The organism is Paenibacillus sp. J22P51 (assembly GCF_059692215.1).
The window spans coordinates 195,441-218,002 of the sequence record NZ_JCAUAZ010000010.1 but is presented as its reverse complement, the minus strand read 5'-3'; the positions used below and the strand labels follow the sequence as shown (position 1 = coordinate 218,002).

24 protein-coding genes and 1 riboswitch are annotated in these 22,562 nt (G+C 48.5%); of the genes, 11 read left to right on the top strand and 13 right to left on the bottom strand.

Annotation, left to right across the window (positions count from 1 at the left end):
• Window positions 1-381: 381 nt before the first annotated feature.
• On the bottom strand, window positions 382-870 hold the full coding sequence (gene infC, locus AC58QC_RS21230; RefSeq protein ID WP_497417067.1) for a translation initiation factor IF-3: 489 nt from the start codon (window positions 868-870) through the stop codon (window positions 382-384).
• Window positions 871-986: 116 nt separating this feature from the next.
• Here infC and yxiS point away from each other — a divergent pair, with 116 nt between their 5' ends.
• Window positions 987-1,295 carry a protein YxiS gene (gene yxiS, locus AC58QC_RS21225; protein ID WP_497417066.1) on the top strand — a complete coding sequence of 103 codons (309 nt, stop codon included), beginning with the start codon at window positions 987-989 and terminating at the stop codon, window positions 1,293-1,295.
• A 45-nt stretch (window positions 1,296-1,340) separates the two neighbouring features.
• On the opposite strand, the gene AC58QC_RS21220 is transcribed toward yxiS, so the two are convergent.
• The 3 genes from AC58QC_RS21220 to AC58QC_RS21210 all read right to left on the bottom strand — a co-directional run bounded on the left by AC58QC_RS21220 (window position 1,341) and on the right by AC58QC_RS21210 (window position 4,070).
• Window positions 1,341-2,372, bottom strand: a complete 1,032-nt coding sequence (locus tag AC58QC_RS21220) for an LLM class flavin-dependent oxidoreductase (RefSeq protein WP_497417065.1) — start codon at window positions 2,370-2,372, stop codon at window positions 1,341-1,343.
• 278 nt (window positions 2,373-2,650) lie between these two features.
• The gene (locus AC58QC_RS21215; RefSeq protein ID WP_497417064.1) at window positions 2,651-3,364 is read right to left on the bottom strand and encodes a phosphatase PAP2 family protein; all 714 of its coding nucleotides are present in this window, start codon (window positions 3,362-3,364) and stop codon (window positions 2,651-2,653) included.
• A gap of 40 nt (window positions 3,365-3,404) precedes the next feature.
• Window positions 3,405-4,070, bottom strand: a complete 666-nt coding sequence (locus AC58QC_RS21210) for a TVP38/TMEM64 family protein (protein ID WP_497417063.1) — start codon at window positions 4,068-4,070, stop codon at window positions 3,405-3,407.
• 231 nt (window positions 4,071-4,301) lie between these two features.
• On the opposite strand from AC58QC_RS21210, the gene AC58QC_RS21205 reads away from it, so the two are divergent.
• The 8 genes from AC58QC_RS21205 (at window position 4,302) to AC58QC_RS21170 (ending at window position 12,488) form a co-directional block, all read left to right on the top strand.
• Window positions 4,302-5,732, top strand: a complete 1,431-nt coding sequence (locus AC58QC_RS21205; protein WP_497417062.1) for an FAD-binding protein — start codon at window positions 4,302-4,304, stop codon at window positions 5,730-5,732.
• Between the two features lies 1 nt (window position 5,733).
• Window positions 5,734-6,276, top strand: coding sequence for an MFS transporter (locus AC58QC_RS21200; RefSeq protein ID WP_497417061.1), 543 nt, complete (start codon window positions 5,734-5,736; stop codon window positions 6,274-6,276).
• Window positions 6,277-6,460: 184 nt separating this feature from the next.
• Window positions 6,461-7,486: a BMP family lipoprotein gene (locus tag AC58QC_RS21195; protein WP_497267741.1), complete on the top strand. Its 1,026-nt coding sequence runs from the start codon at window positions 6,461-6,463 to the stop codon at window positions 7,484-7,486.
• A gap of 94 nt (window positions 7,487-7,580) precedes the next feature.
• A complete protein-coding gene (locus AC58QC_RS21190) occupies window positions 7,581-9,080 on the top strand; it encodes an ABC transporter ATP-binding protein (protein ID WP_497417060.1) in 1,500 nt (499 codons plus the stop codon).
• Entirely contained in the window at window positions 9,073-10,140 is a 1,068-nt protein-coding gene (locus tag AC58QC_RS21185; RefSeq protein WP_497417059.1) for an ABC transporter permease, read from the top strand. The genes AC58QC_RS21190 and AC58QC_RS21185 overlap by 8 nt, the downstream gene beginning before the upstream one ends.
• The gene (locus tag AC58QC_RS21180; RefSeq protein ID WP_497417058.1) at window positions 10,124-11,047 is read left to right on the top strand and encodes an ABC transporter permease; all 924 of its coding nucleotides are present in this window, start codon (window positions 10,124-10,126) and stop codon (window positions 11,045-11,047) included. The genes AC58QC_RS21185 and AC58QC_RS21180 overlap by 17 nt, the downstream gene beginning before the upstream one ends.
• Window positions 11,048-11,077: 30 nt before the next feature.
• Window positions 11,078-11,755 carry a sulfite oxidase-like oxidoreductase gene (locus tag AC58QC_RS21175; protein ID WP_497417057.1) on the top strand — a complete coding sequence of 226 codons (678 nt, stop codon included), beginning with the start codon at window positions 11,078-11,080 and terminating at the stop codon, window positions 11,753-11,755.
• A 1-nt stretch (window position 11,756) separates the two neighbouring features.
• The gene (locus tag AC58QC_RS21170) at window positions 11,757-12,488 is read left to right on the top strand and encodes a nucleoside phosphorylase (RefSeq protein ID WP_497417056.1); all 732 of its coding nucleotides are present in this window, start codon (window positions 11,757-11,759) and stop codon (window positions 12,486-12,488) included.
• A 342-nt stretch (window positions 12,489-12,830) separates the two neighbouring features.
• Here the strand turns inward: AC58QC_RS21170 and AC58QC_RS21165 are convergent, their stop codons facing one another.
• Entirely contained in the window at window positions 12,831-13,682 is an 852-nt protein-coding gene (locus AC58QC_RS21165; protein ID WP_497417055.1) for a sugar phosphate isomerase/epimerase family protein, read from the bottom strand.
• A gap of 144 nt (window positions 13,683-13,826) precedes the next feature.
• Here AC58QC_RS21165 and AC58QC_RS21160 point away from each other — a divergent pair, with 144 nt between their 5' ends.
• Together AC58QC_RS21160 and AC58QC_RS21155 are read left to right on the top strand one after the other, a co-directional pair.
• Window positions 13,827-14,678 carry an AraC family transcriptional regulator gene (locus AC58QC_RS21160; RefSeq protein WP_497417054.1) on the top strand — a complete coding sequence of 284 codons (852 nt, stop codon included), beginning with the start codon at window positions 13,827-13,829 and terminating at the stop codon, window positions 14,676-14,678.
• 50 nt (window positions 14,679-14,728) lie between these two features.
• Complete coding sequence (locus AC58QC_RS21155) at window positions 14,729-15,118, top strand: MmcQ/YjbR family DNA-binding protein (RefSeq protein WP_497417053.1); 390 nt, start codon at window positions 14,729-14,731, stop codon at window positions 15,116-15,118.
• 77 nt (window positions 15,119-15,195) lie between these two features.
• Here AC58QC_RS21155 and AC58QC_RS21150 read toward each other — a convergent pair whose 3' ends face one another.
• The 8 genes from AC58QC_RS21150 to AC58QC_RS21115 all read right to left on the bottom strand — a co-directional run bounded on the left by AC58QC_RS21150 (window position 15,196) and on the right by AC58QC_RS21115 (window position 22,237).
• On the bottom strand, window positions 15,196-16,311 hold the full coding sequence (locus AC58QC_RS21150) for an aminopeptidase (protein WP_497417052.1): 1,116 nt from the start codon (window positions 16,309-16,311) through the stop codon (window positions 15,196-15,198).
• A gap of 3 nt (window positions 16,312-16,314) precedes the next feature.
• Window positions 16,315-16,926 (bottom strand): ArsR/SmtB family transcription factor, encoded by a 612-nt coding sequence (locus AC58QC_RS21145; protein ID WP_497417051.1) that lies wholly within the window; start codon window positions 16,924-16,926, stop codon window positions 16,315-16,317.
• Window positions 16,927-17,658: 732 nt separating this feature from the next.
• Window positions 17,659-18,318: a thiamine phosphate synthase gene (gene thiE / locus AC58QC_RS21140; protein ID WP_497417050.1), complete on the bottom strand. Its 660-nt coding sequence runs from the start codon at window positions 18,316-18,318 to the stop codon at window positions 17,659-17,661.
• Window positions 18,315-19,157, bottom strand: a complete 843-nt coding sequence (gene thiD, locus AC58QC_RS21135; protein WP_497417049.1) for a bifunctional hydroxymethylpyrimidine kinase/phosphomethylpyrimidine kinase — start codon at window positions 19,155-19,157, stop codon at window positions 18,315-18,317. The genes thiE and thiD overlap by 4 nt, the downstream gene beginning before the upstream one ends.
• A 276-nt stretch (window positions 19,158-19,433) precedes the next feature.
• On the bottom strand, window positions 19,434-20,201 hold the full coding sequence (locus tag AC58QC_RS21130) for a thiazole synthase (RefSeq protein WP_171632287.1): 768 nt from the start codon (window positions 20,199-20,201) through the stop codon (window positions 19,434-19,436).
• Window positions 20,202-20,205: 4 nt separating this feature from the next.
• The gene (thiS, locus tag AC58QC_RS21125) at window positions 20,206-20,409 is read right to left on the bottom strand and encodes a sulfur carrier protein ThiS (RefSeq protein WP_497417048.1); all 204 of its coding nucleotides are present in this window, start codon (window positions 20,407-20,409) and stop codon (window positions 20,206-20,208) included.
• Complete coding sequence (thiO, locus tag AC58QC_RS21120; RefSeq protein WP_497417047.1) at window positions 20,393-21,616, bottom strand: glycine oxidase ThiO; 1,224 nt, start codon at window positions 21,614-21,616, stop codon at window positions 20,393-20,395. Before thiO ends, thiS begins: the two co-directional genes overlap by 17 nt.
• Window positions 21,617-22,237, bottom strand: coding sequence for a thiamine phosphate synthase (locus AC58QC_RS21115; RefSeq protein ID WP_497417046.1), 621 nt, complete (start codon window positions 22,235-22,237; stop codon window positions 21,617-21,619).
• A 145-nt stretch (window positions 22,238-22,382) separates the two neighbouring features.
• Window positions 22,383-22,481, bottom strand: a riboswitch (TPP riboswitch).
• Window positions 22,482-22,562 lie beyond the last annotated feature (81 nt).

Sequence of the window (22,562 nt, the reverse complement as noted above, 5' to 3'; positions counted from 1 at the left end):
GACAAGGTCGAATAGCACAATTGGTTACATGTCTCCCGCCGAATTTGAGCAGCTATACTACCAGCGGGTGGCATAACTTAGGGACGTCCACTTTCTTGACAGAAGAGCAAATATGTAGTTAATTCAACGAATACATCACTATTTTCAATAGATTGACCAGATTAGATGGAGTTTTTCCAGTTATTCACTCAAATTAGTTGAATACAAAGGAATTAACTGTACTTTCTCCAGTTAAATCTTTTCGACTATCGGAGGTTGAGTTAATTGGAGTTAATTGGAAATAATTGGAGACACTTAGGCCGCTTGGGTCCCCTGAGTAGCTTGGGTTTGCCTCAATACCATAAAAATATGGACAGCCCCCAAAGGGCTGTCCATATTTACTTACAAAGGATCCAACTGAACAGCCGCTTGTTTGCCGCTCAACTGGATACCTGTATGCTTCATACCGTGGGAGCTGAGCTCCTTGACTAGCATTTCCAGCAGTTCCTTCGCTTTCGCGCCTTCCTTGCCGGAGATCTTAACGACCAGCAGAACGGCGTCTCCGCCTTTCAGTATGCGCTCTGCCTGCTGACGCTTCGTCTCGAGATCGTGATCTTCAATGTTCGCCGTCAAGCGAAGCTCTTTGACCTTCGGGCCCAGTTCTTGCTTCCGTGCCTGCTGCTTTTCCTGCAAGGCTTCTTGTTTCGCTGCGCCCGCTCCGATCAGCTTGCAAGGTGGCGGGCTGCTCATGAGCGAGGTGCAGACGAGGTCAACTTTTAATTTTTTCGCCAAAGCAAGCGCATCTTTCGTGGACATAACGCCCAGATCCTCACCCTGTAGCCCAGTGACCTGAACTTCGGATGCTTTAATTTTCTCATTCTTAATAATCATTGTGAATACACCTAATCTTTCGCTATAATGAACCCATCCACTCGCAGGTCGATAGAAGTTGGCCTAGATATTACGCGTGTTGCAAAGAGGTTGTATAAGGAGATGTCTTTTACTCAATGAATAATAAACAATTAGAAGAGCAAATGATCGAAAATTACAAACGTGAAGAGCATATGATGATTTTGGTTTTTGCACAGTGGTGTATTAACCATGGTCTGGATCCAGCCGCACTTTATCATAGTGCCTATCCAGACCAGCCGAATAATGAAGCGCTAGAGAAAGCTCTTGAATTAACGGTGCCCAAAGAAGAAGCCGGCGAGGTGCCGGATGACACACTGCTTGGCGTGCTTTCCCTCTTTGGCAATGAAGAGCTTGCGTTTATTGTCACACAAGAAATCGATAAACGACCGAAGAACAATCGCTAGGCGATCGATATCTGCCTGCAGCGTCAGGGCGCCATTCTTGATCCCCTATATCACGTAACTGTGCTGATGACATAATTCAAAAGCTTCCGCTAACAACTCTACGGTCCGCAGTCTTGTTTCCACCTGGTGGCCGCCTGCGACGACCATGACTTCGTCAACACCATAGCTTTCGGCGAGTCGCAGGATTTGTTCCCTGACTTCGCCCGGATTGCCCACGATCATCCGCGAGCGATTATCTCTCACGCGGGTTTGATCCCAATCGGAATACGCATATTCCGCAGCTTCCTTCGGCGATTTCACTCCGGTGAACTCGCCTTTTTCCATTTGCAGAATGCGCAAATCGATTGAGGTCGCAAGCTCCTCCGCCTCCGCTGACGTTTCGGCGCACAGCACATAAATACAGACTGTCGCCTGCGGCACGACATTCAATGCGGACGGCTGGAACGAGCTGCGGTAGCTTCGTACCGCATGCTGACCTCCCGCTCCGTTGATGAAGTGCGCGAAGCAGAAGGCTGCGCCTGCCTGCGATGCATACACCCCGCTCTGCCCCGTGGAGCCGAGCAGCCACACCTGGGGCATCGAGGCCACCAAAGGGGTGGCACGGATGCCCTCGAACACATGCCCGGGTTCCACCGAGTCGGTGAGGAACCGCAGCAGATCCGTGACTTGCGCTGGGAACCGCTCCAGTCCCTCGAACAGATCTGCGCCGACGCCACGCAGCGCTTTCGCTGTATGCGGCGTGCCGCCTGGCGCACGCCCGATACCAAGGTCGATGCGCCCAGGATAGAGCGCCTCGAGCATGCGAAAATTCTCAGCGACCTTGTAGGCGCTGTAATGAGGAAGCAGCACGCCGCCAGAACCAAGCCGAATTCGGCTTGTGCGAGCAGCCAGCGTGGATAATAAAACCTCTGGCGAGGAACCGGCAAGCCCTGCTGAGTTATGGTGCTCCGATACCCAGAATCGGGTGTAGCCGAGACGGTCAGCGAGCTGCGCGAGTGTAATTGTTTGTTGTAATGCCTCACTATGGGTAAATCCGGATGATACTGGTGACTGATCAAGAATACTTAACTTCAGCATAGTCATCCCTTCTTTCTGAGTCTTCTTCAGGGTGATGATGATAATTATACAACGCCCAGCTCACAAAAGAAAAAAGGACAAACCGAAGTGGCGTTGTCCTGTTGGGCGAGTTGTTAACGTGGTAGTCATTTTATACGGTTAATAAAGTGGAAAGGTTAATTTGATCTATATTCTCTTTCCCAATATAATATGCCATCTCTTTTATTATTTCGTTTTTATCTATTTCGCGTTTATCCATGTCGCAAGCGTACACCTCTTTACATTTGCGAGCGCTCCCCCTACTGGGAAACTGTATGACTTCCTTTTTCTTTATTACTTATCTTGCTCTCGATTGCCCCCGTTTTTCTGCTCCTTATATTCCGAACCGCCTGCATACAACCGAGGAGCCCAACACCGCCAGCCGTGTAGCCCGCCAGCACATCACTTGGGTAATGAACACCGAGGTAAATCCGGCTAAGTCCAATGCTGAAGATAATTAGAACAGCTAACACGGGTATCACCCAAGCCGCTCGCCACGAGTGTCGCACATTCACCCATAGTAAATAAGCAAGCAGCCCATAGAAAAGAATAGACACCATCGCGTGACCGCTTGGGAAGCTGAATCCATCTACCTCGACTAGCCATCCCTCTGAGAATGGACGTTCGCGCTCAACCAGCTTTTTCAGTACTGTATTAAGCCCCCACGCACCAAGCACACCTAGGAACATGACAAGCGTTTCCCACTTATGCTTGAATTTAAAAATCAACAGCCCCGCAACCAGAAAAAAAAGGATAAATTCCGTCGATCCGCTTCCCATGAAGGTGAATACCTTGGCAACGGGAGTCCATAGATCACCTCTCTGATCTTGTATGTAACCGCCTACATGATGATCAAAGTCTTGTAACCATTTCGCAGAAATGCTCTGCGACAGCACAATAAAGATAAGGAGCAGAACACCCGCTCCCCCTATGCGCCAGATTCCATACCTGCTAACCACAACGTTCCCCTTCATCTTTCCCATGCCTCCCACGGCGAAATTTTCATTCCTACTCTTACGCTGCTTGGCGCATTTTGCGCCCTTGTCTTTTCTTAATAATCAGTGGAACGATAGCAAAAACAGCATACATTCCTACTGCTCCGAGAAACTTCCACGACCAAATATCATTTAAGGACGCACCAAATACGTTGTACACTATGGCTCCAGGTATAATCCCGATGAACGTAGCCCAGGTATAGTCCCAGAAGCGGATTTTCGATAATCCTGCCCCGTAACTGATCCCATCGAAAGGAAAGAAAGGCATGAGCCGCATATAGAGCACGACCATGAAGCCCTTTTCCTCTGCCTTTTGATCGAAAGATAACAGCTTAGGACTTCGTAAAATGCGTTGAAAGCTGCCGCGGCCCCATCTGCGTGTAATATAGAAAGACAGTAGTGCGCCTGCACCTGCCCCGATAACATCGTAAATCGTCCCCCAAAATGCACCAAATACATAACCCCCATAGAGGGTCAATGGTGTTGCGGGAAACAAGACTAATGGTCTGAGTGTATACGCAAGGATATACAGTAATCCGCCTAGTGGGCCCAAATCACGCAACCATCTCGTGACCCAGTTCAGATCCACATGCTTCCATATACCTGTCCATTTCAATATCAATAACCCAAGAATGGCAACAACAAACCAACTAATTAGCAACCAAAGCGGCTTCGAACGCGCCATGGCTCGCCTCCTTCATACTCCTAATTCCATTCCCAATTCTTGCAAGCGGATCTTTCCCTCCATCTTACACAAATATATCGGTCGATATCAACTTAGCCTACGGTTCGCTTCAATTGACATAGCTAAAGGTGTGAAATTACACTAAAGGAATAATTTAGGGCATATAATGTAAGTGAGATCAGCTTCGCAAAACGTCGCCATAACTAGACAGTTGGGAGATGGGCGCATCACATGAAGAAAATGATGGTATTACTCCTATTAATTGCGTTATGCCTCTGGCAGTATGCGAGGACCTTGGTCGCTGGCGAGGATCCCTTCTTGCGATCGGATTACAGTAAGCTTCGACCTGTGAAGATCGAGCGGGTCATTCCAAGCAAGGAAATTAAGCAGCTTCAAGAGATTGTAAAGGATGCTCGCGCGAAAGGGCTCCAGATTTCTATTGCTGGCCAGCGGCACAGCCAAGGCGGGCATACTTATTACAAGGACAGTATTGTTCTAGATATGACCCCATTTAACAAGGTTCTCGCCTTCGATGAGAAGGCCAAGATGATTACCGTACAGTCCGGAGCTACTTGGGCAGATGTGCAGAAGGTTATCAATCCGTACGGTCTTGCTGTGAAGACGATGCAGTCGCAAAATATTTTTACAATCGGAGGCTCAATCTCAGTCAATGCACATGGCCGTGACATTCGGAATGGCTCTCTCATTAGTACAGTTGAATCCTTTCGACTACTGGGGGCTGATGGCAATATTCGAAATGTTTCCCGCTCTGAAAACGCGGAGCTATTCCCAATGGCGCTGGGTGGATATGGATTGTTCGGTGTCATTTTGGATTTGACATTGTCGCTAACAGAGGATGAAGTGTACGAAATGACAAGCGACACGATGACAACTGAAACTTATATGGATTATTTTCTTAACCATGTTAAAAAGAATCCTGACATCCATATGCATCTCGCACGTATTTCTGTCGCACCGGATTCATTCTTATCGGAAATGTATGCTTCGAATTACATGTCACGACCTGATCTTCCTCTTACCGATTACAATAAGTTAAAGCTGAAGGACAGCTACGTGTTGCCATTGAAGCTTCTATTTGGACTCAATCGATCATTTGATTGGGCGAAGAATGCATTCTGGGATTTACAGCGGTACTTCCTCACTGGCCGGAGTACGATTCTAACGCGTAACAATGCGATGCGATCTGAATCTGACTTTATGGACTATAGCTCGGATTCTAAGAATGATCTACTTCAAGAATATTTCATTCCTGTGGAACATTTTGCGGACTTCGTTAACAGCATGAAACCAATCCTTCAAGAGGAACAATTAAACCTATTAAATATTACGGTTCGTTACGTTAATCATGATGAGGAAGCTACGCTGTCGTATGCGAAGAGCGACATGTTCGCCCTCGTTTGTCTATTCAATACACCGCTAAGTGAGGCGGCGCAAGCTCGTATGACCCAGGGAATCCGGCGGATCATCAATCAATTAATTCCCTTGAATGGTTCCTATTATTTGCCTTATGCTCCTTTCCCTTCGGTAGATCAGTTCCAGACGATTTATCCAAAGGCGGAAGCCTTCTTCCAAGCCAAAGACACGTGGGACCCACAGCATGTTTTTATGAACCAATTCTATGACGATTATAGGGGGCATTAGGATGAATGTTCAATTGCTCATCAGATCCCAAAGCTTAGCGACATTGGCGGCAGGGATGATTTATCCGTATTATTTGTTGTTTTTGAAAAATCTCGGCAGTACGTATTCCGCATATGGCCTCGCTTTCGCCGTATTCACCATAAGCTCTGCGGCATCGGCCCTCTGGCTGAGAAAGCTCGTAGACCACGCCTCGGTGAAGCTAATGGCAGGAAGTTCGCTCGGTATGATGGGAGCAATGCTCGTCTTCCCTTGGATTCCTTCGTACGGATTTGTCTTATGCATTCAAGCTTTCATGGGTGTATGCAACGCCATGCAAAAAATGAGCGAACGGGGGTTGCTTGCGGATGGAACAGCGTCTGGACAACGTGGTGGTACGCTTGGCAATTACCACTTCTGGACATCGGTTTCATCCGGATTTGCAGTACTTATCGGCGGGTATATCATTGATTGGTTGACGATCGATGTATTATTTTACGTGAGTGCAGCGATTTATGGCTGGAGTGCGTGGATGACGCTGCGGATGCGTAATAAAGTTGCCAAGTAATTCTTATGGATTGTGAGCGTGCATTTTAGTATAATAACCGTTAGGCTTTAAATATGTTGAAAATTGTTTGATTTTGTCGAATTGGAAAATAACTCCTTTGACTATATCCGACTTTTTTAGTAGGATATAAACCAAGTCATTGGTTAATTACATACACACTAGATATAGAGGAGAGAAACACATCATGAAAAAAGCCATATTTTCAGTTCTTGCCGCAACTGTCTTACTAACAGGATGCGGGGCTGCGAAGACAGACACAGCATCACCTGCAGCATCGGGTGCGCCAGCAGCCAAATCAGATAAGAAGATTATCCTTATTACGCCTGAGAAAATCGGTGTGAACCCCTTCTTCACACAAATGGATGAGGGTGTAAAGAAAGCTAGTAAAGAATTTGGTGTTACCGTAAAAACCGTAGAATCCGCAGATGCTAGCGCCATCGAGCAAAACTTGCGCGCTGCCGTAGCTGATAACTATGATCTGATTATTACAAGTTCCTTCACAGCTGAAGATGCACTTAAAAAGGTAGCAACTGAGAATCCGAAGAAATCCTTCGCGATTATTGACACTGTTGTTGATCTTCCGAATGTTCGCAGCGTTGTCTTCCGTGAGCATGAAGCAGCTTACTTGCTTGGAGCAGCAGCGGGTCTATCTACGAAGAAAAATGTGGTAGGTATGGTTGCGGCCGTAGATATCCCACTTATCAAGAAATATACCGTTGGATTCCAAGAAGGATTGAAATCAACAAATCCGAATGCGAAATTCATCGTTAACTATGTAGGCAGCTTCACGGATCCAGCTAAAGCGAAAGAGTTGGCATTAACTCAATTCTCGCAAGGCGCAGACTTCATTGCAGGCGCATCGGCTGTAGGCGATCTTGGTGTATTTGAAGCGGCGAAAGAAAAAGGCTTCTTTACTTCCGGACAAGATATTGACCGTACGGTAACAGATCCACAACATATCGTGCTTTCCCAATTGAAAGGGACAGATGCTGTTGCTTATCAAACCGTGAAAGATTTCGTAAATGGCACGTTCAAATTCGGTGCTGTTGACTACGGCTTGAAAGAAGATGGCGTTGGTCTTACATTCGTGACGAGAGAAACGAAGTCTGCACTAAGTCCTTTCGTTGGACAAGATGTTATTACGAAGGTAAAAGCTATACGTGATGATATCGTTTCTGGTAAAGTGAAAGTAGAAAATCCAGTAAAATAGTCACAGTACGATAATCGCATATGTTTGACCTGGAAACTGTTTACGGAGACGTAAGCAGTTTCCTCATGTCTAGGTAGAGGAGCGAAAAACCGTTATGCTGCTTCAAATGCGTCAAATTACAAAAACATATGGCAATTTAACAGCGAATTTGGGCGTTGATTTCTCGCTGCGTCAAGGTGAAATTCATGCATTAGTCGGGGAAAATGGCGCCGGCAAAACAACCCTAATGCGCATCTTATACGGCATGGAGCAGCCTACGGCTGGCAGTATTCTTCTGAATGGCAAAGAAGTTGTTTTTACCAACCCCACTGACGCTATTCGTCATCGTATCGGTATGGTGCATCAGCACTTCATGCTTTTTCCGTCGTTTACCGTGGCTGAAAATATCGTGATTGGCAACGAACCCAAAGCTGGTCTTGCCTTTGACCGTAAAAAAGCGATCTCACAGGTTGAAGAGCTTTGTGCGAAATATCGCTTACCGATTGATCCACGTAAGAAGGTTGCTGATTGTCCGTTAGGATTACAGCAGCGCGTGGAGATCTTGAAGGTGTTGTATCAAGGGGCCGACATTATTATTTTGGACGAGCCCACTGGTGTGCTTACGCCGTTGGAGGCGAAAGAGCTGCTCGTCATTATGAGAAGCCTGGCCAATCAAGGCAAGAGCTTCATCATCATCACGCACAAGCTGCATGAAGTGATGGAAGTTGCTGATCGGGTAACCGTGCTTCGGGACGGGAAAATGACAGGCACGGTAGACGCAGACGCAACTAGCATCGAAGAGCTTTCCAAGTTAATGGTAGGCAGAGATTTGAAGCAGCTTCAGAAACGAGATGTGAATGTTGGTCAGACCGTACTTCAGGTTCAGGATGTTTCCATTCTTGGAGATAAAGGAAAGCCTGATCTCGACCGTGTCAATTTGCAAGTGAAAGCCGGGGAAATCGTTGGTATTGCTGGTATTTCAGGTAATGGCCAATCGGAATTGATTCAAGCGATCTCCGGACTCCAAACGATTGATCAGGGAGAAATCCAATTATTAGGTACGCCTGTCCGAGGACGTTCCGTTCGCGAAATCAGAGAAATTGGGCTTTCCCATGTACCTGAGGATCGTTATCAATGGGGTGCTGCCAAAGAAGGCACTGTGTTAGAAAATGGCACGATGGGCCATCATAAAACCAAAAGTCGCTCAGGCTTTTTACAAGGCATGGGGCTCCGTCACATGGTGAGCGGCTTCATCCAACAATTTCAGATTAAGGCTGGCTCACAAGATACCAAAGTGAAGTTCCTGTCCGGCGGGAATTTGCAGAAGCTTATTGTGGCCAGAGAGATTGCGCAGAAACAACCTTTCCTCATTGCTGCTGAGCCTACTCGCGGTGTTGACATTGGGGCCATGGAATTGATTCATGAAGAGCTTCTACGCAAACGAGATGAACAGGGAGCTATCTTATTAGTCTCCTCCGAATTAACAGAGATTCTCAAGCTGTCAGATCGGATCGTTGTCATGTATGAAGGACGAATTGTCGGCGAATTGTCAGCAGAGGACGCAACAGAGGAGCAAATTAGCTTATGGATGGCAGGAGGAAATTCAGATGCTTAAAAGTCGACTCAATCTAAGCGCTTGGATTCAGCCATTGCTTGCCGTTGTCATCGGTTTGCTCGGTGGTGCGATTGCCATTACGCTGATTGGCGGGTCCGTCATTGAAACGTACACCGAGATGTGGAAAGGTGCCTTCGGCAACTTCTTCTATTTCACGAATACGTTAACGCGCGCCACTCCACTCATTCTTGTTGGGTTAGGCGTTTCAATCGCCTTTCGTGCTGGATTTTTCAATATGGGTTCGGAAGGCCAAATGATTCTTGGCGCTTTATCCAGCGCCATGGTTGCGCTATACCTGCCTGGACCTCCGCTATTTAAATTGCTGGCTGCCATTCTTGGCGGGATTCTGGCAGGCGGCATTTGGTCAGCGTTCGCAGGCTGGCTCGATGCTAAATTCCGGATGAATTTGATCATTACGACGTTGTTACTTAATTATATAGCGGCTTTATTCGCAGGGTATTTAGTTGCCTATCCTTTCAAAGACAAGTCGGGTTCAGCAGCGCTCGCCCAAACGATGATGATTGATAAAGGCGTATGGCTTCCCAAGCTGTTTCAAGGTATGAGCGTCCATGTCGGCTTTATCATAGCCATTGGACTAGCCATCCTCTTGTTCTTGTTCATTAAATATACCGTTGCAGGTTATGAAATTCGGATGTTGGGCTATAATCCGTTATTTGCAGCTTATGGCGGGGTAAATAGACGGAAAGTCATGCTAACGAGTATGTTCGCCAGCGGCGGATTCGCCGGACTTGCCGGAGCCGTCGAGGTGCTTGGTATGCAATATCGCTATACCGATGGGATGATATCGAATCCAGGCTACGCTTGGTCAGGCATCATGGCGACTTTGCTTTCAGGGGCTCATCCCTTAGGTACGGCCATAGCCTCTCTTCTCCTTGCTGCCCTGCAGACTGGAGGCATGGGTGTTGAACGCAATACAGACATTCCACTGCAGATATCCAGTGTCATTCAATCGTTGCTAATTCTCTTTGTAACAGCTAAATTCAGCTATACCCTATGGAAACGTCGGAAAGGAGGCAAGGGCGATGGAGCATCTTCTTGATGTATCTTTATTTAACTCCATGCTGCGCATGGTCGCTCCCATTCTTCTTGCAGCACTCGGCGGGGCGATCTGTTCGCGGGTCGGATTGTTTAATGTCGGCTTGGAAGGGTTCGTCTTGGTCGGCGCCTTCTCGGCGATTGTGGGTAATTATTACACAGGCAACGTATTCCTTGCCGTGCTCATCGCCATAGCCATAACCATGCTGTTTTCACTGATATTTGCTTTTATGAGTATCCATTTGCAAGCGAATGTCATTGTCGTCGGTATTTCATTCAACTTCCTAGCCTTAGGTTTAACAGCGTTTTGTTTGAAAGCCATTTTTAATGTAAAAGGCGCTTACTATGATAAAAATATGATCGGACTTCCGAAATGGGACATCCCCTTCATTCAAGATATCCCTGTCATTGGCGGGATTATTTCCGGGCATTCCCCTCTTGTTTATCTAGCTTTTGTACTTGTATTCGGTCTTCAGTATTTACTATTTAAGTCCGTTATTGGCTTCCGCATGATTGCTGTCGGGGAAAACCCGGTTGCAGCGAAAAGTATCGGTATTAAGGTCAATCGGATGCAGTATTTGGCTGTTCTCATCTGTGGTGTTCTTTGCGGACTAGCAGGCGCTCAGCTTTCACTGGGACAAGTGACCATGTTCACTGAAGGCATGACAGCAGGCCGCGGCTTCATCGCACTCGTTGCAACCATGCTAGGGCAAGCCAATCCGATTGGCGTCATGGCTTCCAGCTTGCTGTTCGGCTTAATGGATGCGTTTAGTATCCGACTTCAGGGCTTCTCATTACCAACCCATTTCACACAAATGCTGCCTTATATCGTGACACTGCTTGCCATGTTGTTCTTCCGTAAAAGCAATTATTTGGCGGATGCACAGAAAGCGAATGGCAGTTCGCGTTAATAAAGTTAAGTAAGCTTAGGAGGATGGCAGATGCATAAAGACACCAAAGCGGAGCGCATCAAACGCATGCAAATTCCCGCTGTAGACGTTCCACAAGAGCTTGCTGGTCGAATTCCGCCTGGTCAAGTCGTCACAGACCGTTTCCCCATTTTACATGAGGGTGAAGTACCGAAGTATGACATGGCGGAGTGGTCGTTACGCGTTTTTGGACAAGTAGTCGAAGAGAAAACGTTCAGCTACGACTACTTGCTTGCCCTGCCTCGCACGCAAATTCAGTGCGATATTCACTGTGTGACCCGTTGGTCCAAGCTGGATACGGTCTGGGAAGGTGTACGGTTCAGGGATTTCCTTCAACACTTAGATGTGAAACCCGAAGGCAAGTATGTCATGATTCATGCTGACAATGAGTATGAAACGAATGTGCCGCTCGCAGATCTGATGGGTGACGATATCTTGCTGGCCATGACCTTCGATGGCAAGCCGCTTACCCTCAAGCATGGCTGGCCATTACGGCTTGTCATCCCTCATCTCTATTTCTGGAAAAGTGCCAAATGGATTCGCGGCATCGAGTTCATGGCGGAAGATCGTGAAGGCTTCTGGGAACGCAATGGTTTCCATAATGTGGCGGATCCTTTTGAAGAACAACGCTTCTCTGGTGAAGCTATCCCTATTCCAGAAGATGAATGGGTCAGAAAGGAGTTCGATTAAGTTGCTTTTACCTATTTTACAAGTCAATTCGGAAGACTTAACTCCTTATGCCATCGTGTGTGGTGATCCATTCAGAGCGGAAGCCATTTCACGCAAACTGGAGAATGCAAGAGAGCTTTCCTTCAGCCGGGAATACCGGACCTTCGTTGGCGAAAAGGATGGCGTTCCTATCACCGTTGTAAGTCATGGTGTCGGGTCGCCAGGCGCGGCAGTTTGCTTCGAAGAACTCATCAAAGGCGGCGTCAAGACGCTGATTCGCGTCGGAACCGCTGGATCTTACTCAGCCGATGTGCCACCTGGGAGTCTCGTTGTAAGCACCGCAGCGGTACGCGAAGAAGGCTTGACTCGCCAGTTAGTGCCACATGGCTTCCCCGCGGTTGCTGATCACGCTGTTACCCGCGCGCTATATGAAGCGGCTTCTGAAACGGACGGTCTAGTTAAGTTAGGGATTACAGTGACGTTGGACGCTTTCTTCCAAGGAGTCGAGGAGTTCCCGCATCGTAAATACAAGCAAGCTGGTGCATTGGCCGTCGAGATGGAAATTTCCGCCCTCTATGTCATTGCTTCGCTGCGTAGTGTGCGTGCTGGCGCCATTGTCGCCTTGGATGGCTATGCAGATGCCGATCTGCGAGAAGTGTATAATCCGCATACGGATGTCGTTTCTGGGGCCATTGAGCGGGAGATTGAAGCTGCGATTCGTGCGATTGTGAAGTTGGATACGGAAGACAAGTAGAGCTATCCAAGCTATCTATTCAGTTAGCAGCACTACCGTATCGCAAACATTGGATCCACGCACCGCACCTTGGCTGAGAAGTGCAAAAGTGCATCTTTTTTCTAACAAATAAGCGATTTTAGATGAAATTGATGCGAAAAGGCATTAATTTCTGTGATTTCAGCTCATTTCAGACCTTTTCGATCCAAAAAGTTGTACTTTTGCATTTATTAAACAGGATGAAGCTACTTCCCCTGAAAAGGATGCACTTTTGCACTTTTGCATTTTTGCCACCAATACCGAGCACAAAAAAACCTTCAACCCCACATTAACGTGGTTTTGAAGGTTTTTACTCTTATACAATTAAGCCAACCATTGCTTCACTTTCGCTGAGAAGTTATTCAGCATCTCTTGTGAACCGAATTGACCGCTGAAATCTTCAATACCGAGGTAGCCGTCATACCCGACTGCTTTCAAATCGCCAAGCATTTGCTTCCAGTTCACGATACCCGCATCAATTGGCGACCAATCGCTTTTCCAAAGCTTAATGCCGTCTTTTTCCTCGCCTGTAAGCGTCCATGCGGCATTTTTGACATGCACATGTGCAAGGTAAGGTCCTAGCAATTCAAGGCCCATACGGTGGTTCTCAAAGCCCTCATGGACCATGTTGCCCGCATCATGTAGCACACCAATGTTCTCCGGTTTGAAACCAGATACGAGTCTATGCGCCAGCCCGGCACTCGCAGTGATCGTATTGTGATGAGTCTCAACTAAGCCCTTCACCCCATACTGCTGGGAAAGCTCTTGGACATGGTGAAGGTAGTCCACTGCTTTGGCAAACAAATCATTGTAGTTTTTGCTCTTATCGTAGCCAGGCACGCCAACACGAATAAAAGGAACGCCGATTTTTTGAGCCGCTTTGAAGACATGCTCCGTTTCCGCTACATCACAGTTGTTCAAATACGGTGTAATGCTCAGATTCACTAGGTTTTCGTTAAGAGCTGCTTGCTTGAAGCGCTCTAGTTCTGCATCCGAAGCAGATGGATCGATGGAGCACAGATTGTTTCTCCAGAATGATGGAGTCTCTCCCACTGCGTCCGCAGGAATATCTTTGAAGCGCCACTCAATGCCAGTAATACCGGCAGCAGCAGCCGCTTTAGCAAGCTCTTCAGGTGTTAAATCTGGTGTAGCGACAGTAAATACGGATAATTTCATATATAAGCCTCCTTAAGTATAAGCAAGATCAGGTTGAATGTTTATCTCTCCTTTATTTTGCAGTATAATAAAAACGTATTCATTGCATTAATTGGGCAAAAGTTTGCTTATATTGACTAGGGCTCACATAGAGGAGATCTTCACATGCAAGAAATATATAACAATCTCAATCGAATGATCAATTTCCGACATGCGGTAACCCATAATCCAATCCCGCTGGATTTCCACCAGCATCAGGACCATTATGAAATCTACTTCTTCCTTACGGGCGACGTTCATTATTTTATCGAAAAGCAAGTGTATCCCCTGCAATATGGTGACCTGCTGATCATGCATAGCAATGAGCTGCATCGGCCTAACTTTCAAGCGAAGAAACAACGTTACGAGAACGTGGTTATCCATTTCAATCCATCTCTTGTGCAGCATTTTAACTCTCCGCAGTTCAACCTGTTGGACTGCTTCAATAATCGTGTGTTTGGTGAGCAAAACCGCATGAGACTTACGCCGCCGCAAATCGACGACATCATGAAGCTCTATGATCGCATGGAAATGCATCGCCGCCCACAGGCACTGCCAGGATCAGAGATCCTGTTCGTTGCTACCTTTATCGAGCTGCTTGTTTTTATCAATCGGATCTTCCAGAATCAAGGCAAACAAGAAGATCAGGTCATGATGCCAGACAAGCTCTCCTCCCTATTCACCTACATTGATGAAAATCTAGATCAAGACCTCTCACTCGAGGTGCTGGAGCAGGTCGTCTTCATGAACCGATCGTACTTATGCCGACTGTTCAAAAAACATACAGGCAGCACGATCCACGAGCATATCCTGTTCAAACGTATTGCCAAGGCGAAGCATTTGCTGCGCGAGGGCTCTACAGTCACCGACACCTGCCAGCTCGCAGGCTTCAATGATTATTCAAACTTCATACGCACGTTTAAAAAGGCTGTCGGACTGCCACCGCGGCAGTATCAATCGCAGCAGCGACGCGTTTAATAGGCCATTGCTACTAGGAAAATCCCAATCCAACTTAGGAGTTGATTCCCTTGTCCCACAGTCAGATTGAATCCGCTCAAGGACTAGCCCTGCTTGCCAGAATCCGTGATTTTTGCACAAAGCTGCCGGAAGTAGAAGAAAAGGTAGACGGATTTGGCCACACCACCTTTCGTGTCAAAGACAAACCTTTTATATTTATAGGCGAGACCGATGGCCAAGTCTCTACATCGCTCAAAACGAACCTTACTACACAGGAGTTCCTCTTAGGTCAGGACGGCACGGCTTATCAGAAGACGCCTTATATCGGCCGTCATGGCTGGGTTAGCATTCTGAACATTGAACTCGTGCCATGGACAGAGATTCAGGATTTGATCGTGGAAGGGTATGCACGAACCGCACCTAAGAAGCTTGTCCAGCAGTTGAAAGTCACGATGTCATAAATCTTGTTTGCAACAAAAAAGAGGTTGCCCACGTCTATAACGACGATGGACAACCTTTTTTTCATAAAACGGGAAACCTATTTCAGGTTCTCCGGATTCAAGACTAAAAGCTCAGGCAGTACGAAAATGCCGTCCTTACGGATCAACACATCGTCAAACCAAATTTCACCGCCGCCGTACTCAGGACGTTGAATGTTTACCATGTCCCAGTGCAGCGAGGATTTATTGCCATTGTAGGCATCATCATAGCAATTACCAGGTGTGAAGTGGAAGCTGCCGTCGATTTTCTCATCGAACAGAATATCCTTCATCGGGTGCTTGATATAAGGATTCACGCCAATTGCGAACTCACCAACATAGCGCGCACCTTCGTCCATATCGAAAATTTCGTTGATGCGATCCGTATCATTCGCTGTCGCTTTAACGATTTTACCATTTTCGAAATGAAGCACAACGTTCTCGAAAATAAAGCCATCATGTGGTGAAGGTGTGTTATACGAAATGATACCGTTAACGGAATCACGCACTGGAGCGGAGTAAACTTCGCCATCTGGGATGTTCAGCTCTCCGTCGCATTTCACGCCGCCGATGCCTTTGATCGAGAACGTCAAATCCGTGCCAGGACCAACCAGACGCACTTTATCTGTGCGATCCATAAGCTCTTTCAACGGATCCATCGCTTTGGACATTTTGCCATAATCCATCGTACATACATTGAAATAGAAATCCTCAAACGCTTCTGTGCTCATACTTGCCAGCTGCGCCATTGAAGACGTTGGGTAACGAAGAACAACCCATCTTGTATCCTTGATGCGGACATCGAAATGAACCTGTTGATAATACACGGAATTGTACAGCTTCATCCGATCTGCAGGAATATCTGACAGTTCATAAATATTCGCGCCGCCGCGTACACCTATGTACCCTTGCATTTGTTTCATTTGGAACGCATCTGTATCCGCCCACGTTTGCATTTGAGCTTCTGTACCATTCATAACGAGCTCGCGAATCACAGCATGATCACGCAAGTTTACGAAAGGATGCGCGCCCGCAGCGTGGACCTTTTTCACGATTTCTTTAACCAGCGCGGAATCAATCCCGTACGCTTCAATTAAAATATTTTCCCCAGCTTTCGCTTTCACGGAGTAATTGACCAATACATCTGCAAGCTTAGTTAATCTAGGATCCAACATGTGTTATCTCTCCTCTTCGGTGGCGGGTTCGACGGGGTCAAATCCCCTTTCATGCGTCTGAAAGCCGACCGTCGTCAAATAGAACCAGTCCCCATTCTCTTCTTGCTCGGCATCCAGCTCATAAATAAGTGCGCGGAATTTCCTCAACCATTCGGTAAATTTCGCTCTACTCATCTTCACTTCAACCTGTGTCATGAGAATAGGCCATTGAGATCTGTCGGGTGACGGAATTTGAAACGCCTCTTCTGGCGCATGAATTGCTCTGTTTCTAGCATGTCCAAGTACGCTTAATGTACGTTCTCGGTAATAATTTTCTACTTCCGAGACATACGGGAGCAAGTTCTCGCCAGGCACAAAACCACGTGCTACAGCACGATAGAATTTTTGTACAATACCATTCTTAAGCTCCGTACGAACAACAACAATCAAATTATGACGCTCAAGCTCATTCAAATGATAATGCACCTTAGCGCGCGCCATCCCTAACAGTTTAGCCAACTGCTGGCCGGTATAAGCTTTCTCTATGAGATAAAGCAGTACTCTAGCGCGAAGTGGATCACTAATTGTTTTGAGTTGTTCGAGTTCTTCAATGATATAAACAGGTTGCAGTTTCATCGTGGATCCGACCTCCCTCTCTAGTACCAAGGTTTACGTATATGCCATCTACTAGAACGAGTGTGTTAATCTCGAAAAGCCTTACGACATGCGCTTCTTGGTCAACTTTTAATCCCTTATCGAGATTAATTAAACGACGGTCAAATCTTTTTAACCGTATCATAATGCTAAACAGAATCTATGTCAATTGCGGTTTATGACTACCTAATGATTCAGTACGAGGTCTTTTTCCATGCGACATTTCACCGCTTTAAAGGATTACCGAAATTAAGCTTTCTACTATGGTAGCAAAAAGGGACGTTTCTGTCACCAATAAAGGTAGAAACGTCTCTAAGAAAATGAAAAGCCGGACTGAACTAGCCATTTCATCTAACAAATTATGATTTTTGTCATTCGATATCTTAGGATGTGAAGTGAGGGATGGTATTGCTCCGGCTGAAACTTAGGAGTATTGATCTATCAATTATTCAAATATGGTAATTTCATCCGACAAATTATGATATTTGTCATTCGTTATCCTAGGACGCAAAGTGAGGGATGGTATTGCTCCGGCTGAAACTTGGGCGTATTGATCTATCAATTATTCAAATCTGGTAATTTCATCTAACAAATAATGATTTTTGTCATTCGTTATCCTAGGACGTGAAGTGAGAGATGGTATTACTCCCGCCGATACTTAGGCGTATTCTTGGAACGGTAACGAGGGGCAGAATCAACCCTGCCTCCCCCTCTCTAGAGGCAAATCAGCTCGCGCAACACCTCGGCAGCTTCACGCGGTGAGCGCGCACCCGCGATGGCGCTAACCACCGCCACGCCGTCCGCCCCTGCGCGGATGACGGCGCCCGCATTCGTGGCATCGATGCCCCCGATGCCCACGAGCGGCAGCTGGATGCCGCCTGCGCGCATCCGCACAATGCCGGCAGGCCCCTGGACCTCACGCGCATCGAGCTTCGTGCGCGTGGCGTACTGGGGGCCTACGCCCAAGTAGTCGGCGCCTTCGGCCAGCGCCGACTGGGCTTCGCCCAGATCGTGGGCCGATACGCCCACGATCATGTTCGGCAGCCGCTGCCGCACGGCGGCGGCTGGGGCATCCTCTTGGCCGATGTGGATCCCATCGGCCTCAAGCTCTAGAGCCAGCCGTTCATCATCGTTCACGATGAACGGGATCCCGCGCTGCGCGCAAAGGCGGCGCAGCCGTGCGCCGAGCGCGAGCAGCTCCGGCCCCTGCAGGGCGCCGGGGCCCTTCTCGCGCAGCTGAAACATCGTGATGCCGCCGTCGATGGCGGCTTCCAGCACTACATACGGGTCAGCCCCGGCACAGTTCGGGCTGCCCATCACCAAATACAAACGCAGCGCTTTGCGCAGCTGCTCCTTACTCATGACGACGCTCATCGTATACCTCGCGTGGCAATATCCTTTACTTCAGCTGTTCGAACACCCTGCTGATACGCCCAATGATTCGTCGGTCCATGCCCGCTTCCGATATGTAAAGGCTCCGAAATCGCAGCGTGGATGAAGCTTTTCGCCAGTTGCAAGGACGCCTTCGTTGTGAGTCCCTGCGCCAATCCCGACGTCAAGGCAGCTGCAAATGTGCATCCTGTTCCATGCGTATGCTGCGTAACCAATCTTTTCGAAGTAAACTCGGTAAAAGAAACACCATCATACAATAAGTCCGTCGCATGCTCGGTATTCGCCTCATGTCCGCCTTTGATCATTACATGCTTGCATCCGTACGCATGAATTCGTATCGCTGCCTTCTGCCGGGAGTCCCCGTCCGTAATCCGCATCCCGCTAAGTGCCTCTGCTTCGGGAATATTGGGTGTTACCACGTCAGCTAGCGGCAGTAACTCTTGAATCATCGCGTCAATCGCCTCTTGCTGCAAAAGCGAAGCCCCGCCCTTGGCAATCATCACCGGGTCTACAACAATTTGCTTCCAACCATATTTCTTAATCGCCTCCGCCACAATGCGAATAATCTCTCCGCTGAAAAGCATCCCCGTCTTCAACGCATCTGGTCGCAAATCTTCCCCAATGGACGCCAGTTGGCGATCGATCGCTTCCGCGCTCATCGGATAAACCCCTTGCACACCCAGCGTATTCTGAGCGGTTACAGCCGTAATCACGGACATCCCGTAGACGCCTAACTCTTGAAATGTTTTCAGATCCGCCTGTATCCCTGCGCCACCGCCACTGTCCGAGCCGGCAATCGTCAATGCTTTGTTTATCGCCACAGTACTCCCCCTCTCCGCTAACTTTCGTAATAAGTTGTCCTAACGGTCACCATAGACGCTATTGCCACCTACAACACTATCTCCATAATCTAACGGACACGGCAGTCATTATTGCAGCAGAATTCACCAAATGAGCAGGAAATTCTCTGAATAGCGACCTCTGTGTCCGTTAGCCTTTCAAATCCTCATATTCATCCCCAATAGCGTCTTCCCTGTCCGTTAACCAATGCTGGTCAATGCTGGCCAATGCGAGTGCTGCCGGGGTGGGGTGGGGCTCTACACCCGGCTCAACCCGTCCATCGGACTGCTCGCCGACGCGTAACGCTTCTTCGGAATGCGCCCCGCTTCAAAGCCAGCGCGTCCCGCTTCAATTGCTAGTTTCATGGCGTAAGCCATTTTGACAGGATCCTTCGCACCAGATACTGCCGTGTTAAGCAGCACACCGTCCGCTCCCATTTCCATCGCCAATGCCGCATCCGAAGGCGCACCAATCCCTGCATCCACAATCACGGGAACCGTCGCCTGCTCGATAATGAAGCTCAGGTTCAGCGGATTAATAATCCCCTGCCCTGTTCCAATTGGTGATGCACCAGGCATAATTGCATGTACGCCGAGCGCTTGCAGACGTTTAGCCAGCAATACATCGTCCGACGTATACGGAAGCACGATAAAGCCTTCCTCCAGCAGCATTTCCGAAGCTTTCAGCGTTTCGACTGGATCGGGCAGCAGCGTCATTTCATCCCCAATGACCTCGACCTTGATCATGTCGCATAAGCCTGATGCCTTTGCTAAACGTGCGATGCGAACGGCTTCTTCGGCTGTTTTGGCACCAGCGGTATTCGGCAGCAACGTGAAATTCGACGTATCCAGCATCGACAAGAAATTCGGTTGACTCGCCTCAAAAATATTCATCCGACGAACCGCAAACGTCAAAATTTGGGACTCACTGATATCCACCGCTTGTTTTTGAATCTGAAAATCAGGGAACTTCCCCGTACCTAGCAGTAAACGTGAACGAAACTCATATGGACCGATTTTTAACATGTATTTATCCTCCTCCAACGAAATGAACGATCTCAATTCTGTGTCCTTCTGCAAGCTCAGCTCCAGCGTGATCCTCTTTATGTAAAATGGCTGCGTTATGCTCTACCACGAGCATTTTGTCGCTTAAATCGAAGTGTGCCAGCAGCTCCACAACGGTCCGAATCGTATCGGGCACGTCTACTTGTTGACCATTAATGTGCAGTTTCAAATCTTATCAATTCCTTTCCTGTGGCTGAAAATACGTCCTCAACCTGATGACTCACTCGCGTGGTCTCTGGGGAAAAATCAGGGCTGAAGGCATCCTGCCAAGGGGCTAACGATTGTATCCCTTGTTCACTTGCGCCGTCTCCGCCCACAATCCAATCAGCCATCACCTTCCCGGTGATCGGGCTCAGCAAAATCCCGTTACGGTAATGACCGCACGCTGTATACAACCCCTCCACCGTCGGCACCTTGCCGATGTAAGGCAGTCCGTCGGCTGTCTGCGGGCGCAGCCCCGACCAAGCCTTCTCCCACTCTGCGTCGCCGAGTGCGGGCATCAGCCCCCTCGCGCGTTCCATCAGCTCGGCTAAGCCCGAGAGCGACACCTTGCGGTCATAGCTGTTCGGCACGACCGTCGCGCCGACCACCAGCCGTCCGCCGGCTTTCGGAACGATATAGCACCCTGGTGTGAACAGGGTTTTCTTCAATAAAGGCTTCGGCGTCCTAACGGAGAAGCACTCGCCTTTCACGGGATACATCGGCAGATCTATGCCGATGCTCCCAAGCAGCTGACCGCTCCACGTGCCTGCGGCGACGACGACATGGTCGCTGTAGAGCGGACCGGCGGCCGTCAGCACGCCGATGACGCGCTCCTGCGCGGTCAGCAGCCCTTGCACCCCGGCGAACGGTTGCACGTTCGCCCCAAGCACTTGCGCAGCCTGCGCGAATGCCGCCGCAAGCAGCGGAGCATCCACCTGCCCATCCTCGGGCAGGTACAGGGCTCCGCGCGTCGCACCGCTCAGCGCGGGCTCTATCGCCGTGGCTTCAGCTGCGCTGAGCCACTGGGCCTTCTCGCCCACGGCGCGCTGGAGCTTCTCTCGCGCGCGCAGCTCTTGCTCTTGAACGTCGCTGAGCGCGACGTTCAGCAGCCCCTCACGGACGAGACCGATGTCGATGCCCGTGAGTTCTCGGAGTTCCCCGCTTAGCTGGGGGAACATGGCACGGCTTTGGCGCGCCCACTGGAACAGAGCGCCCGTGTCTTCCATCTCGGACTGCGCGCCGAGCATGCCCGCTGCAGCTGCCGAGGCTTCTGTGCCGAGTTGGCCCCGCTCAAGCAGCGTGACGGACCGCCCACTTTTTGCCAAGTAATACGCAATGGATGTACCGATAACACCACCGCCAACGATGATAACATCTGATCTATCTGCTGACATTTAACTCACCTCTATCTGCCTAAGCTCATCGTGATAGGCCTGTGCGGCTCCGAGAGGATCAGCCGCTTCCCATATTCCGCTCATGACTGCGATGCCAGAGGCTCCTGTATCCAGAACAGACCTTACTCTCGCAGGCGTCATCCCGCCAATCGCAATCACAGGAATGTTAATGTGATTAACCAGTTTGCGTAATTGCTCTAAGCCTCTAGGCGGCGCTCCCCGCTTCGAATTTGTCGCAAAGATATGACCGAACATGACATAGTCGGCTCCCTCTTTTTCACGCCATTTCGCTTCATCCGCATGATGCACAGAAATTCCGATACGCTGAATCCCCTTGCACAACTCATCCTGAATAACAAGCGATGGCGTCGTGCCTGGAAGCTGAAGCCCCCCTGTCTGTAAAGCTAGAGCGATGGAAGGAAACCCGTTGACGTACAGACTTTTGGCAGGAACCCCCTGCTCTAATAAGTACTGCACTCCGATGAAAATCTCATCCAAGGATTTCGTTTTCTCACGAATATGAATCGCCGTGACATACGGGTAAATCTGAACCGCAATTTTCGCCAGTTCAGACCACGTAAGCTTCCCGTCCGATATGACATGCAGCTCTTTCTCCGACACCTACGACCCACTTCCTCTCCACCAACCATCACTTGTGCTCATAAGCAAACAAACCATCCTGACATCGCCTTTAAACACAAAAAAACCACTTTCCTCAAGAAAGTGGTTGTAGGCTGCCTCATCATATACAACTATTAAATCGGCTCCAAAGCTCGTTCCACTTTCCTCCGCTGGCATAAACCAGATCAGGTTCAAAGGGTTCAGTCTACACTGTCTCAGCCTCTCGGCGCCCCTAGGGATTCATTCGTATTCAATTACTAAATATCATAGCATGACAGCCAAGTCTTGGAAATAACAATTTTCCTATTGAAACCATTTCCAAAAC

Excerpts from the sequence above, each read along its gene's own strand:
- infC (WP_497417067.1), bottom strand. The coding sequence starts at position 870 with ATGATTATTAAGAATGAGAAAATTAAAGCATCCGAAGTTCAGGTCACT.
- yxiS (WP_497417066.1), top strand. The coding sequence starts at position 987 with ATGAATAATAAACAATTAGAAGAGCAAATGATCGAAAATTACAAACGT.
- AC58QC_RS21220 (WP_497417065.1), bottom strand. The coding sequence starts at position 2,372 with ATGCTGAAGTTAAGTATTCTTGATCAGTCACCAGTATCATCCGGATTT.
- AC58QC_RS21215 (WP_497417064.1), bottom strand. The coding sequence starts at position 3,364 with ATGAAGGGGAACGTTGTGGTTAGCAGGTATGGAATCTGGCGCATAGGG.
- AC58QC_RS21210 (WP_497417063.1), bottom strand. The coding sequence starts at position 4,070 with ATGGCGCGTTCGAAGCCGCTTTGGTTGCTAATTAGTTGGTTTGTTGTT.
- AC58QC_RS21205 (WP_497417062.1), top strand. The coding sequence starts at position 4,302 with ATGAAGAAAATGATGGTATTACTCCTATTAATTGCGTTATGCCTCTGG.
- AC58QC_RS21200 (WP_497417061.1), top strand. The coding sequence starts at position 5,734 with ATGAATGTTCAATTGCTCATCAGATCCCAAAGCTTAGCGACATTGGCG.
- AC58QC_RS21195 (WP_497267741.1), top strand. The coding sequence starts at position 6,461 with ATGAAAAAAGCCATATTTTCAGTTCTTGCCGCAACTGTCTTACTAACA.
- AC58QC_RS21190 (WP_497417060.1), top strand. The coding sequence starts at position 7,581 with ATGCTGCTTCAAATGCGTCAAATTACAAAAACATATGGCAATTTAACA.
- AC58QC_RS21185 (WP_497417059.1), top strand. The coding sequence starts at position 9,073 with ATGCTTAAAAGTCGACTCAATCTAAGCGCTTGGATTCAGCCATTGCTT.
- AC58QC_RS21180 (WP_497417058.1), top strand. The coding sequence starts at position 10,124 with ATGGAGCATCTTCTTGATGTATCTTTATTTAACTCCATGCTGCGCATG.
- AC58QC_RS21175 (WP_497417057.1), top strand. The coding sequence starts at position 11,078 with ATGCATAAAGACACCAAAGCGGAGCGCATCAAACGCATGCAAATTCCC.
- AC58QC_RS21165 (WP_497417055.1), bottom strand. The coding sequence starts at position 13,682 with ATGAAATTATCCGTATTTACTGTCGCTACACCAGATTTAACACCTGAA.
- AC58QC_RS21160 (WP_497417054.1), top strand. The coding sequence starts at position 13,827 with ATGCAAGAAATATATAACAATCTCAATCGAATGATCAATTTCCGACAT.
- AC58QC_RS21150 (WP_497417052.1), bottom strand. The coding sequence starts at position 16,311 with ATGTTGGATCCTAGATTAACTAAGCTTGCAGATGTATTGGTCAATTAC.
- AC58QC_RS21145 (WP_497417051.1), bottom strand. The coding sequence starts at position 16,926 with ATGAAACTGCAACCTGTTTATATCATTGAAGAACTCGAACAACTCAAA.
- thiE (WP_497417050.1), bottom strand. The coding sequence starts at position 18,318 with ATGAGCGTCGTCATGAGTAAGGAGCAGCTGCGCAAAGCGCTGCGTTTG.
- AC58QC_RS21130 (WP_171632287.1), bottom strand. The coding sequence starts at position 20,201 with ATGTTAAAAATCGGTCCATATGAGTTTCGTTCACGTTTACTGCTAGGT.
- thiO (WP_497417047.1), bottom strand. The coding sequence starts at position 21,616 with ATGTCAGCAGATAGATCAGATGTTATCATCGTTGGCGGTGGTGTTATC.